Genomic DNA, 14,126 nt, shown 5'->3' on the forward strand with positions numbered 1-14,126 from the left:
TCAAACCTGATCTTTCCGGGGATAAATAGGGGGCAATTTTTCCCGGTCTACAATTGCATTGTTTTCTCTTAATTGATTACGAAGCAATTGGATATTAATCGAGCCGAAAGAGACCGCACTCTCTATTACCTGCCGGCTTGCAAGACCTGCCGCCTCACCCATTGCCATGCATGGAGCCATCACCCGAACCGGCCCCAAAACCTGTCCTTCTACACTTACCGCCCTGCCGGGACAAATTAGGTTTTTGATAGGCTTCGGAATCATCATCCTGTATGGGAGCGGCGTACTCAACCCCTTTGTTACTTTGTGTTTGTAGCCTGTTACTTCATCATCGGCGAAAGGCTGCTCACTGGGTTTATCCGGATGAGGCAAATCCCATCCGTACATGCTGAATCCGATACAATCATCAAACGATTTATCTGTCTGCAAATCTTCGACTGTCAAAATAAAATCGCCCACAATTCGCCGGGTCTCCCGGATACCCAATTGCGGGGCAATCGCTTTAATTTTTGCATCCTTGAAACCGGGAAAATATTTCTTAAAAATCCGCATTAACTCATGGATTTCCTTTCTACCTCGCTTCATCCCATCGGATATAGACTCGCCATCCGTTCCGTCCACACCAATAAGGCGAATAGTATTGATATAGAATTCCCCTTTCTGAGGTAATTGTGTACAGATGAAAATATCATATGGAAAATTCCATTCACCTTGGTCTTTAAGTTGATTGATCAGGTTTCGAAACTTTGGATCTCTCTCTTTTTCAATGCCTTGTGTAAGTTCTTCTTGGTCAACATCATAGACATGGAATATCAGGGACGAAGGCGTCATTTTCCCGTCTTCTTTTCTTCCTTTGATGGTTTCGCAACCACTTCTGGCTGCCACATCAGCATTTCCGGTAGCATCAATCACAGCCCTGGCCGGAACAGCAATCAGGCCACTCCGATTAAATACCACTACATGTGTAATGATATTATTCTTCGTCATTACATCGACGATTTGAGTGTGGAGTAAAACGTCTACACCGGCTTCTTCCATTTTTTCGTCTAAAAACATATCCACCGAAAATGGGTCCAGAGGAATGCCATGAATAAACCAGTCATACCATCCAAACGGATGATATTTTTCATCATGGTTTAGAAGCGGAAGTAACGCATGATTTTTCGACGTAGCTTCTTCAGCTAATTCTTTAAAAATGCCGCCAACTACCCATTCACCCTCCTGGGTTCTGCCACCTAACCATTGAGAAACGAGTCCTGTAACGGCCATTCCGCCCAGCTGTCCCATGCTTTCAATGAGCAATGTTTTTAAACCGGCTCGTCCGGCGGATAAAGCAGCTGCACATCCGGAGGGACCACCTCCGCATACTACAACATCATATTCCCCGAATTCTGAAATGTTAGATTTGTAACTGATTCGTTTGTTAGTCATCAATAACCTGTTTAACTATTTTCATTTTTTTGAGGCATTGTATAGATCGTCAGCCCGTCAAGTGATTTGCCTGATTTAAAAGGAAGACTTGCTACATAGCCGATCACCACACTGCTTATAATTCCAATCCCGCTATACAGGAAAAAGTGGATGGGCGTATAATTCCGCACATACAACAGAATCAACGCACTTCCAATTGCCCCGATTATTGCACCCGTTCCATTTGCCCTGATACTGAAAATTCCCAAAATAAACATGCCGGTCATGGCTCCTGTAAAAAGACTAGCGAACTCAAGAATCACATCCCAAATAGAAGTAATCTCAAAAAATGTCATCAACACAGCCGTAATGGTAGACATCAACCCTAAACCAAGAGTTAAGAACCGGGAAAGAGAAAGTTTTTTTGCTTCGGTATTCAATGCTTTTGTGCCTTGTAAAAAATCGCGCATAAGAACGGTGGTGCTGCTGTGAATCGAACTGTCTACGCTGGACATGGAAGCTGCAAATATTCCGGCTATCAACAAGCCGGTTATTCCGGGTGGTAAATTCTGAGCTATGAAAAAGGGTACAATTCCGTCGTTTGATAATGAAGGATCAATCAACCCGGGGTTTACCTTATAAAAAACGAAAATTGCCGTTCCTAACCCGAATACCAAAACCGCCCACGGAATATTTGCAGCTACACTGGCCCACAAAGCTTTTGCAGTTTCCTTTTCATCCCGTGTAGTGAGGTAACGCTGCACACTGGACTGATCGGAAACAAGAAGCCCTGTTCGGTTAAAGATGTTTCCGATAATCACAATCCAGAAGACCGGGGCAACATAACTCCAGTCCATGCTCCCCAAGCTAAACTTTTGACTCTCGTTAGCTATTCTTATGAATTCACCGAAGCCACCATCTATACTTAAAAGAATGTATATGATACAGACAATAATCCCACCAAAGAGTACAATGGCCTGTAAAACATGGGTCCAAATAACAGCATGCATTCCTCCCAAAGCAGTGTATGCAGTAGCAAGAATGCCTATCACAATAATACAAACTCTTGCATCGATACCGGTAACGGCCGACAGCGCAATGGCGGGCAAATATATGATGACCCCCATTCTTCCAATCAACTGAAACAACAAATAGAGTCCGGCAATAAATTTTCGAATGATGTTGTTAAACCGTTTTTCGAGGTACTCGTATGCACTGACTACATTTAACCGTCTGTAAAAAGGTACAAATGCATAAATCACAATGGGCACCACGATAACCCAGGTAAAAGCGCCAGCAAAATAACTCCAGTTTGTGGCAAAGGCTTTGGCCGGAACAGACATAAAACCAATCGCACTGGCCTGAGTAGCCATCAGACTGAGACCTGCTGCCCAAAATGGCATTTTTCGTCCACCCAAAAAATAATCATCTGTGGTTTTATTGTAGTATGAGAAATAGTATCCCATGACGATAATAAGTACCAGATAAATCACAATAACGGCATAATCCAATCCCTTTAAATGACTTTTTGTGAGGGCCGGCACAGAAGCCGTATAAATTTTGGTCGTTCTTACACTCGGATTTATCTCTCCTCCGGGAATGACTATTCTGTCCCGAAAATAGATAGCAGAGGTTCCCACGAGCCCGGTAGAAATTTCGCCGGCTTCTCTCCATGTATCCGTAATAGTATTATAACTCAGAACGGTGTTCGTAAATTTATAGTCGTAACCGAGTTCCAGTACACGGCCTGTATCATAACCGTCTGATCCGCTGATTACAAGAATTTGTGAACTACCAACCGGCAGAACGGATGCCACGTGTGCGGGTCTGGGGAGGGCGGTTAGTTTTTTCCAGGAGTTATCCATGCCACTTTTGGCAGGATCGTACATGTAAGCGTCAGTAAGATAGTCTGTGTCAGATTTACCACTAAACAGAAAAAGACATTCATACTCACCATTGAACTGTTTTACCAGCGAAGCTCCGAATCTCTCCTTCCCCGGCCAGGGCGTTAATTCCTGCCATTCATTATTGCCGCCAAGATTAAGTTTCCAGAAATTTTGTAATGGTACTTCCTGATTTTTGATGCTGGCTGTTCCGCCGGCAATGTAGATACTATTGTTCAGGATAGAAGCCGAAGCGTATGATATTTCCCTGGGAAGAGGTGGTAATTCCCGGCTTATCGAAATGCTCTTGTCTAACTCATTCCATTTCAGGTACAGGACGTCTTTCAACTTTTCTGATTCATTTTCTCCCCCTAAAAGAATTAACCCATCGTTTACAGAAACAGTTGCTCCATGTGCTGCAGGATACGGTAATGTTCCTGCATCTTGCCAATGAAATGATTCATTCTCCTCCATTAAAAGATAAATGGAATCATGATATTTTTTTGATCCTCCCTCCCATACCGGCTGATCAAAATTAGAACCTCCGGCAACGATAACCATATCGCCCACGGTTCCAATAAAGGCTCCCGATAACCCAAGGCTGTCAGGTAAATCGGGCAGACTGGAATTTTCGAACGTAATCCAGCTTTTTTTTGCACTTTTTTGATAAGCCAAAACAGTATTTGTACAACAGCTAATAATTACAAAAAACAATATGATGCGAACTACCTTCAAACTCAACCAGATCTTCTTTTTACCAATACTATTCTTTTTGATGAAAATGATAATCGCTAAAAATGACGTGTATTAACTAAGAAATCATTCCCGGTATTGGTTTTATATTTTATAGAAATTAAAAAACCATTGGAGTTTATTAACTGCTCACTCCAATGGTTTTTATCATTTTTAATCCATGAAAATTTATGGCTTACAACGGATTTTATGGAATGATCAGTTGAACAGCGCCTTCTCCGGCACTACCTACCTGCATTCCTGTAACGGCATACGCATGGATTACCCCATTCGTAAACTGAATATTTTGAGTTGCTACTTTTCGGGTATTAACCACCATATCGTAATAACGTCCGCTCGCATTAAAATCTACATAACTAATCGTTAAGAAATGGTCTGCAAGCTTTGTGGGATACTGTTCGGCATTTACAGTAAAATCCTGGCGCAGATGTTTACCGTCCATCATGTTGTATAACAAAATGTCCCTCAGTTCATCTACAGGAACATCCTGCATTGTTTCATAGTCGTGATCTCTTAGAAATAATTTCCAAGAAATATTGCCGGGCGCAAAGAGTGTATACTCTACACTTTCGCTTGCAAGCAATTCATCAAGACCGGTAATTTCTAACGCCTCAATCAACATGGTAAAGTCATTACTGCCATCTGCATGAACATGGGTAGGCAACCACTCCATCATGGTCATATCAAACTCGCCTATATAAGGTTCTGCCTCTGGCAGCTCATACAATTCACACTGACTGAGGAACACCATCAACAATGGAAGCATAAGAACTTTCGCTACTTTAGACGTAGAGTAAGTGCTTTTCTTATTCATCTTTTTTGTTTTCATAATTATTTATTACTTAAATTTTTTAGAAGAGTGTTCATTGCTCGGATTAGTAGTATGAATTTTGATCCAAATTTGGATTTTGGGTCAATTCTTCAACATGGATTGGCCAAAGAATCTGTTCTTCAGACAAAATCTCGGATAGCTCTATTGCTTTTCCATTTCTTACCAAGTCAAAGAAATAATGCCCTTCACCCACCAATTCAATGAGTCGTTCATGCAGAATTATGTCAGTCGCTTCGGCTTTGCTTGCGGCGGAAATAGCTGCTAATCCGGCTCTTTCTCTTATTTCATTCACCAAAGATACTGCACCTGCCGTGTTCCCGGTTTCATTCAGTGCTTCTGCTTTTAACAACAGGATATCTGAGTATCTGAACAAAGGGATATTTGAATCACTATTGCTGTATCCTTCACTATCGAATGTTTTTCCGGGAAACTTAACGAGGAACGGATGTTGAACAAGATCTTCCGGACGTTTTTCTCTGTAATAAACGTCGGTTCGTTCATCTTCAGGATATGCAGCTACATGATCGTGCACAATCTGGTCGAATTGCACTCCAGCTCTTAAACTGCTTGAGTATGGCTCTACAAAAAAGTAAGATGCAATCGAATTGGTTTGCTGATACGAATTATCATAAATCATCGCGAAAATATATTCTGGTGTATCTTCTTCACTGAATATCTCCGCGAAGCTGTCAACCAATTCATATTCAGGGCTATTTATGATATAGTTAGCAGATTCAATGACTCTGTTGAAGTACTCTTCACCACCATTTTCCCGTTGTGCAATCCATAAAGATACATGGGTATTTAAAGCATGAGCTGCTCCAACGGTTGCCCGTCCTCTGGTTTCCGTATTTGTAGAATAGCTCTCTGGCAAATCACGGATAGCTATATCAATATCCTCCTCAATTACATCAAAAACTGCGGAAATAGGTGAGCGGGATAATTGCAGTTCCTGGGCCACAGACGTATATGCTTTGGTTGGCAACGGTACATCTCCCCAAATCCTGACAAGCCAAAAATAACTTAAAGCCCTCAAAAAATGAGCTTCAGCAATTATTTGACTTCGTTTGACTTCTGTAATGCCCTCGGTAATCCCCGGAACCACATCTATAATCTGATTGGCTCCATTAATTACCGCATAGAATGGACCCCAGTCTGCCTGAGACATCGTTGGCTGCAATTTGCTTTCGTCTATCGTTTCCAGCGCTGTACCATCAAAGGTAACTCCGTCACCCCGGATTTCGCCGTATACAAAGAATCGATTCCCACCTCCAAGTGCATTCAGCAACCGGTTGTAGACACCAAAAATACCTGCTTCTGCATCTTCTCCATTTTCGAAAGAAATTTCCGGAGTCAATTCACTTACCGGTGATGTATTCAGGATATCATCACACGAAACGAATAAAAGCAGAAAAATGAGTGATAATCCTTTTAAATAAGTTTTCATAGTATATTTTTTAGAAGTTAATATCGATTCCAGCGGTTACAGATGTAGAAATAGGATACTGATAACCAGATACCTCAGGGTCGTAACTTCCCCTCCAGTTTGTAAGCGTCCATAAATTATGTCCCGTTACAAAAATCTGTGCATTTCTTACAGAGAGTTTATCTGTTAAACTTCCGGGAAAGTTATAGGATAAAGTGATGGTTTTGAGACGGAGGAAAGAAGCGTCGTCTATCCATCGGGATGTTCCTCCCCGGTCATTATCTACACTGAAATTCCGGGCTCTCGCATTAATGGGTACATCGGTAACATCTCCGGGTTGTTGCCATCTGTTCTCATACGCATACAGAGTAACTGCTTGGTAAAGCCCGTTCCAACTCTCCAGATCTTCGCGGAGCACATTATATTTTTCATTTCCGTAGGAGAAGTTGAAGAAAACATCCAAGCTGAGATTTTTCCAGGCAAAACTATTGGTAAAACCACCTATAAAATCAGGTTGTTCATTCCCAATGATTTGGCGGTCGTCTGAATCTATAATTCCGTCTGAATTCAAATCTTTCAGAATGATATCCCCTGCCTGAAATTCAGGACCATTTGCCTGGTTTCTCAGTTTAGTTCCTGGTTCGGGACCAGCCGGCACATCATCGTCAGTAGAATAAACTCCTTCAAATACGTATCCATAATAAGTGCCAATGGACTCTCCTTCCCGATAAACCTCATTCCCAAAAAAGACATCTTCTCCATTGGGTAATGAAAGAATTTTATTGCGGTTAAAAGAGATATTAAAATTGGTTGTCCAGCTTAGATCACCAGCCAGGTTTCGTGTGGTAAGATCAAACTCAAATCCTTTGTTTTCAATTTCTCCCAAATTCACTAACACAGAAGAAAAACCAGTACTACTTGGCAGTTCTTTATTAAAAAGAAGATCTTTGGTGTTCTTATTGTAATAATCCACTGAAAAGTTTAACCGATCTTCCAGCATGCTAAGATCCACACCTAAATCAAACTGACGGGTACTTTCCCAAGCTAATTCCTGGTTGGGCATATCCACAGATCGAATACCACCTCTGCCTAAATAATCGGCACCGGTAACAATCACTCCCTGTGAAACAAAATTTTCGATTCCCTCCTGGTTCCCTGTTAGTCCGTAACTTGCACGAACCATTAAATTGTTAACCGGCTGGATATTTTCCATGAAATCTTCTTCAGAAATTCTCCATCCCACAGAAACGGATGGAAAATTACCAAACCGGTTATTCGAACCAAATTTGGATGATCCGTCCCGCCGGAAAGTCGCAGTCAGGTGATATCGCGAATCATAGTCGTATAACAATCTGGAAAAATAAGAAACCATAGCCCAGCTGGTTGTTGCTGATGATGCATTTTCCAATATAGATCCGGCATTGACAGTAGGAATTTTGTCAGAAGCAGCCTGGCTGGCTTCGGCTACCATAAACTCACTGGTGTTTTTCTGTTGGCTGAATCCCAGAAGCCCTGTAAGGTTGTGTCCCTCCGCAATGGTAGTTTTATAAGTGAGAGTGTTTTCGTTAATCCAGCCGAAATCCCTGCCAGAATATGCACTTGACCTTCTCTCCGAGCCAACAGGAGCTACTGTGCTTGGGAAAAATATACTCTCCCGAATCTGCATATTATCAATCGCAAAGTTACTCCGAAGTTCAAGACCTTCAATAAATTCATATTGAGCGTATACGTTCCCAATCAATCGGTCCCGTTTATTATCCTGAACCGGTTCCGTTAAATTAATTAATGGTTCATTTTTCCATGTTCTTCCCTGGTCATCTACTGGTGGCTGGAAGGAAGGTTGATTGGTCCAGTTTGCCCAGTTACCGTTTCCATTTCCGGATTGCCGAATCATGTCGTGCTGAGAATTCGCATAGGACAGATTGCTTCCGAGTGTAAACTTATCAGATCGATATTCTAAATTCGATCGCCCGGTTATCCTGCTGAAACCACTATTTGCAACAATCCCTTCCTGATCTGTGGCACCAACACTTAAAGAATATCGCAACTGGTCTGAACCACCTGAAATAGATAAGTTTGCATTACTCATCGGGGCTGTATCAAACATTCTATCCTGCCAGTGTGTGTTTGCACTATACATGGTATTCAAAGTATCGGTCATCCAATCTCGTTGAAGCTGCTCATAATTTCCGAAGTAGTTGTAATAAGCTTCCGTCAAAAGTTCTCTTTTCTGATTTCCGTTTACTACTTCTATGTATCGGGTAATTCTCTGAACTCCTGAATAGGCTGAAAAATTAATTTGTGGTCTGCTGCCCTGAACTCCTCTTTTTGTGGTAATCAACACAACCCCACCACTGGCCCTAGAACCATAAATAGAAGCAGCTGAAGCATCTTTCAACACCTCAATAGATTCGATATCATTTGGGTTAACATCGGCCAACGCATTCAGGCTACCGCCAATTTTTAATCCGGAGGCATCCCCACTTTTAATGGGAACTCCATCCACTACATAAAGCGGATCATTTCCGGCCTGTATGGAGCTAAGCCCCCTGATGTTAACGGACATTCCACCGCCAGGTTCACCTGTTGTCTGAACTACCTGGACTCCAGAGGTTTTTCCCAGCAAATACCCGTCCACACTTGTTACCGGTTGATTCTCAATTTCACGGGAACTTATCGATGAAATTGAGCCGGTTACCTGCGAACGTTCCTGTTGGCCGTAACCAATTACAACCAATTCATCTAATGTACCCGTAGACATTGTCAGGGTTATATCAATACTTCTTCTTCCATCAACCGGAACCTGTTGGGTTTCATATCCAACAAATGAGAATATCAAAATAGCATCCCCACTTACATTAACCTCATACAGGCCATCCAGATCTGTGGTTGTGCCATGCGAGGTTCCTTCTACCATTACTGTAGCACCAGGTAGTGGCTCACCATTATCATCGGTAACACGGCCTGTTACAGTAATATCTTGCTGGGCATAAGCGGTGCCCATGAAAAGCAATACGATCAGAAATGAGCTGAGAAAAGAAAAGTATCGAGCTTGTAAAAATTTCTTCCGATTGTTCGCTCCAATGTAGTAACTCATGTTCATTGCATTCTATTTATGATTTAAAGCAAAAAAAGACGCTAACTATTAAAAGCGCTTTCAAGTAATTAACTGAAATTTGTTTTGTAATACAAATAATATTTATACTTTTTTTCTTAAAAATATGTTAATCAATGTACTTCAGAATGGTTCTGGCACCTCGGAGATGAACATTCCTAAAGGCTATCGAACAACAAGAGTGGCTTATCAATATGAATGGTTTTACTTTTAAAAGTCCTTGTCAGAGCAAATCCTGAATATTCTTATCCTGGGTTCTCTCTGCCAAAATTATCTTCAACTCTAACAATGTCATTTTCGTCAGATGGATTTTGAGGATCCTGATGCTGCCATATTTCGGCTACCACAGTCCAATCATACAGCCCAATCAGCCTGTGCCGCTGGCCAAGTGCAATGCTTGTTTTATCTCCGGAAAATAATTCAACCATTGGTGTCTGCTCATTAGTATTACTTATAATCAACCCAATGGAGCCTTCAACGATTTTCCAGTGTTCTGAACGCCGGTGATGATACTGCCAAGAGAGCCGTTTACCAGGTTCAACGATTAATATTTTGGGACTGTATGAGAGATTTGCATCATCAGTCACAAAATTTGTATTGGGGAAAAAGTTGTTGATAAATACCGAAAGTGAAGAGTTGTCGATCACAAAAACCCACCCCAGGGACGGGTTTTATCTTTCTTCACTATTTTGATATTCCTTTTTTTCAGATCTTCTTCTACCCAATCAAAAATTTTAGATTTATTTGAACTACTTGACATTTCACCCACTACTCCTCTTTTTTTTATCTAACGCTTAACAGATCTGTTTACACGATCAGTGGTATATTTCATTGTATTCAATTTTCAAAAAATCCGGCTTCCAGCAGATCATTTTTAAGGGATAAACTCTCTTCTTCAGAAATCTTTTTAAATGGTAACCGGCATGGCCCGCAGTCCAACCCTATCAATTTCATAATCTCTTTTCCCCCACGAACACCCCCTCCGTATTTGATAATTATCTCGACAATTTTTACAGAGAATTGCTGCTGTTTTCTCACTTTAGCCATATTGCCCTCCTTAAAAGCTGCCATCAATTCGGTATAAACCGGTGCCATGTAATTATACGTGCTGCCTACTGCAGATTGAACACCCATTCCCAGTCCACACATTAATATTTCGTCTGACCCGAATAAAAGTTCGAAACGCCCATCACTAACTCTGATCGATTGCTGCAAGTCCATCATATCGGAATGAGTATATTTTACCCCTGCAAAATTTGGAATAATCTTCCCTGCAATTTCTAAAATCTTGGAGACCGGAATATTCACACCGGTCATAGAAGGAATGTGATAGTAGTAAAATGGCAGGTCTGAAGCCGCCTCTGCAATGGGTTGTAAGAAATAGAGAAGTTCAGAAGCTGTCTGAGGTTTAAAAAAGAAAGGAGCCATCGCTGCTGTGGCATCTGATCCAATCCCGGAAGCATATTTTGCCAATTCTGCACTTTCCGACTGGCACACTCCACCTACATGGGCAATTATCTTGAGTGCACTTTCTGAACATTTTGCCCATTCTTTCATGACTGCTTTCTTTTCCTCAAAACTTAATGAAGCCCCTTCTCCGGTAGTTCCGCAGACAAAAGCACCACTCACCCCACTTTTTACTAACCAATCTCCATACTTTGGAATCACTTCGTAATTGATAGCTCCTGCCTGATCCATGGGTGTAAAAGGTGCCGCTATTAAGCCGTTTAAAAAATTTTCCATATCTAAATGTTTCTTCGGTTTATGTGTTGAAATTTCATGGTCCCCTTCATTAACAATCCGCGATTTTAATCCTATAGTGAACTGATATTATGCTTCTCAATCCTTTGAACCTTAGTCACTTAGAGATGCATAAGAAGAGTGTATTATTTGCTATTTTTTTCTAAATATCTTTTCGTTCTACCCTAATTTCTGCTTGCTTTTGCAGAAGTAATTTTTCTTCCTTCTTATTATTCATCCCTACTCTTTGGGAATTGGAAACGAATTCCTGTTTGTCTTTCTTTGACCGTAAATTGTCAGGCGTGAGATATCTTTTTCATTTGTTGATATAACCAGGCTGGCCAGATATCCGATTATAAAACAGGAAACAAATCCTGTTGCGGCAAACAGTAAAAGGTGTACAGCCCCGGACTGACTGATCCATATTTGCACAAAAATACTGCCGGCTAACCCGATTATAGCTCCTACTCCATTTGCCCGTTTGGTTAACAATCCTAAAAAAAAGAGTCCGCCGATACCTCCTAAAATCAACCCTAAAATTCTCTGGAATTCATCCCAAAGTGACTTGATATCCCATGTGGCCATCATCAACCCTACTACGATCCCTGCGATCCCTAAAACAAATGTGGCAATACGGGCAAGTTTTAGTCCGTCCAGTTTATCCGACCAGTCAAACCGAAAATGTATATCTACGACATAAGCCGTTGCGGCTGAGTTCATACTGCTGCTAAGAGTAGACATCGCAGCCGCAAAAATTCCCGCTATCAAAAGCCCCACAATTCCCGGCGGCATCTGTGTATAGATAAACCAGGGGAAAATGGAATCGCCACCTGTGATTGTCGTACTTAAAAGCAGGGGATTTTCCTTATAAAACACATACAATGCCGTTCCAACGAAAAAGAAAATCAATGTACCGGGAATCGTCAGCAGCGCATTCGTCCAGAGACTTTTTGCAGCCATTTTTTCCGTTTCGGTACTTACGTATCGCTGTACCATCGTCTGATCTGTTCCGTATGTCGTCAGATTCACGAACAGTGCAGAAATCACTAATGTGAGAAGAGTTGGATTTTGAAGATCTGTACTTGCCTCTCCCAAGCTGAATTTGCCATCTGCCATCCCTTTTGATATGATTTCAGTAATCCCTCCATCAACTCCCTGGGATATCAAAATCAATGCAAGAACAGCTCCACCCAAAAGAACAATTACCTGCAAAGCGTCCGTCCAGATCACCGCTTCAATTCCGCCAAGCATGGTATAAACAAGACTAAAAATTCCCATCATACCAATACAGAGATAAATATCGATACCGGAAACAACATTCAGCGCAATGGCCGGGAGAAAAAGAACCACTCCCATTCTGCCAATCTGAAACAGGATAAAACATATACTTGCAAATAACCGGGCTGCTACGTTAAAACGTTGTTCTAAATATTCATACGCCGTTGTAATGTCCAGCTTCCGATAGAAAGGAATACAAACCAATATGACAATAGGTGCCACCACAATAATTCCAATATTAATGATAGTGTAACTCCAGTCTGTAGCGTATGCTTTGGCGGGAATTGCCATAAATGTGATTGCACTCAAGGCAGTTCCAAAAATACTCAATCCTACCAGCCACCATGGAACCCGTTTGCCTCCACGGAAAAAATCATTTGTATTTTTTTGGCGTTTAGAAAAGATCCAGCCTATCCAGATTAACACCCCGAAGTATAGAATAAGAACGATTGAATTTACCCATCCAAAACCCTTTCTGAATTCCAGGAACTCGCCTCTGATCACATCCGGCGTTCGTATTCCCGGCTTTATTTCTCCGCTGGTGAGAAAAAGTCCATTCTCTGTTGGAATCAGGTTAGAAGTTACCGGAAGATGAAAGGAAACATCATCACTTTTGGTGATGGTATTTGTAATGGTATGATAAAGAAAAATACTGCGACTAAACCCCGGATGATTGTTGAGCTTATCATTTATTTTGGTCCGCAAAACTTCTATAGAATCCCTGGTCTGAGGAGAGATTGAAGTCTGGCTTAAAGAATCGATTTCCTTTTGAAGGTTAATTCTCTCCATAAATAAGGAGCCATCATCCCCTCCCACTAATAAAATATGATTTTCTCCGGATGCGACCGCCGTACCAGCCATGATGGAAAAACCAAAATCGTCCGGCGTTGAAAGAGGTTTCCACGAGTTTAAACGTGGATTGTAGACATACCCATCTGTCAGGATTTGAGTAGGAGTATCCGGGCCGAAATTTCTTCCGCTAAAAAGATAAAATGAATTATCAAATCCGTCACTTTGTCCCGCTGAAACTGCAAATGCTCTCGGTGGACCGGGCCAGGGCGCAAGCGCTTTCCATCCGTCAGATTTTTTTTGGAGATCGAGAACAAAAAAATGATTGGTTGCGGCGGCATCTTCCAGCGATTCTTGCCCACCTGCAATATAGATTTTCTGATCAATAACCGTGCCGGTCATATTGGTTAACGGAACCGGAAGAGTTGGCCACTTTTCGAAAACCAGCTTTTCTTCTTCATCAAAATGCATCAGGTAAACATCACTTAAAACCCTTTCTGTATTCTCTCCTCCAATAAGTAATATTCCTTCAGGAAGTGTAATTGACTCCCCATACCCCATTTTTTTTGGCAGAGCATTTGGCATTACAGACCAGTCTTTGACTCCATCCAACGGCAAAACATATACATCGGCCCAGTAGTGTTTTGTCCCACCTTCCCATGGGAGAGCATCTGGAAAATTTGCTCCCCCCGCAATAACAAGACTATTATGAATCACACCTGCATAAGCTCCTGCCAACCCGGGCTGACTATTATTACCGGGGACTGGGGGAAGTGAAGAGTGGACAGACCAGGTTATGGATTTTGCTTTCTCATTCTCAGATTGGCTTCCAAAAAGGGGCTGGCATATGAAAAAAAAAGCAAGAGATAAAAATGCTACTTTCATGGAAACCTAATCCAA

General features: G+C 41.6%; 8 protein-coding genes. All 8 read right to left on the reverse strand.

Annotated features, from left to right (window positions below):
• The 8 genes from L0B18_RS00305 to L0B18_RS00340 all read right to left on the reverse strand — a co-directional run bounded on the left by L0B18_RS00305 (position 1) and on the right by L0B18_RS00340 (position 14,111).
• Complete coding sequence (locus tag L0B18_RS00305; RefSeq protein WP_234567094.1) at positions 1–1,431, reverse strand: FAD-dependent oxidoreductase; 1,431 nt, start codon at positions 1,429–1,431, stop codon at positions 1–3.
• An 11-nt stretch (positions 1,432–1,442) separates the two neighbouring features.
• Complete coding sequence (locus L0B18_RS00310) at positions 1,443–3,968, reverse strand: sodium:solute symporter family transporter (protein ID WP_234567095.1); 2,526 nt, start codon at positions 3,966–3,968, stop codon at positions 1,443–1,445.
• Between the two features lie 265 nt (positions 3,969–4,233).
• A complete protein-coding gene (locus L0B18_RS00315) occupies positions 4,234–4,875 on the reverse strand; it encodes a fasciclin domain-containing protein (protein ID WP_234567096.1) in 642 nt (213 codons plus the stop codon).
• A 46-nt stretch (positions 4,876–4,921) separates the two neighbouring features.
• Entirely contained in the window at positions 4,922–6,325 is a 1,404-nt protein-coding gene (locus L0B18_RS00320; protein ID WP_234567097.1) for a RagB/SusD family nutrient uptake outer membrane protein, read from the reverse strand.
• A 10-nt stretch (positions 6,326–6,335) separates the two neighbouring features.
• Complete coding sequence (locus L0B18_RS00325) at positions 6,336–9,401, reverse strand: SusC/RagA family TonB-linked outer membrane protein (RefSeq protein WP_234567099.1); 3,066 nt, start codon at positions 9,399–9,401, stop codon at positions 6,336–6,338.
• Positions 9,402–9,664: 263 nt separating this feature from the next.
• Entirely contained in the window at positions 9,665–10,066 is a 402-nt protein-coding gene (locus tag L0B18_RS00330) for a phosphoheptose isomerase (protein ID WP_234567100.1), read from the reverse strand.
• Positions 10,067–10,256: 190 nt separating this feature from the next.
• Entirely contained in the window at positions 10,257–11,162 is a 906-nt protein-coding gene (locus L0B18_RS00335; protein WP_234567101.1) for a dihydrodipicolinate synthase family protein, read from the reverse strand.
• Between the two features lie 237 nt (positions 11,163–11,399).
• Positions 11,400–14,111 (reverse strand): sodium:solute symporter family transporter, encoded by a 2,712-nt coding sequence (locus L0B18_RS00340; RefSeq protein WP_234567102.1) that lies wholly within the window; start codon positions 14,109–14,111, stop codon positions 11,400–11,402.
• Positions 14,112–14,126 lie beyond the last annotated feature (15 nt).

This window comes from Rhodohalobacter sp. 614A (genome assembly GCF_021462415.1).
Lineage (GTDB): Bacteria > Bacteroidota > Rhodothermia > Balneolales > Balneolaceae > Rhodohalobacter.

What these genes read in the sequence shown, in the direction of transcription:
- L0B18_RS00320 (WP_234567097.1), bottom strand. Translation starts at nt 6,325, where the DNA reads ATGAAAACTTATTTAAAAGGATTATCACTCATTTTTCTGCTTTTATTC.
- L0B18_RS00325 (WP_234567099.1), bottom strand. Translation starts at nt 9,401, where the DNA reads ATGAGTTACTACATTGGAGCGAACAATCGGAAGAAATTTTTACAAGCT.
- L0B18_RS00335 (WP_234567101.1), bottom strand. Translation starts at nt 11,162, where the DNA reads ATGGAAAATTTTTTAAACGGCTTAATAGCGGCACCTTTTACACCCATG.
- L0B18_RS00305 (WP_234567094.1), bottom strand. Translation starts at nt 1,431, where the DNA reads ATGACTAACAAACGAATCAGTTACAAATCTAACATTTCAGAATTCGGG.
- L0B18_RS00340 (WP_234567102.1), bottom strand. Translation starts at nt 14,111, where the DNA reads ATGAAAGTAGCATTTTTATCTCTTGCTTTTTTTTTCATATGCCAGCCC.
- L0B18_RS00315 (WP_234567096.1), bottom strand. Translation starts at nt 4,875, where the DNA reads ATGAAAACAAAAAAGATGAATAAGAAAAGCACTTACTCTACGTCTAAA.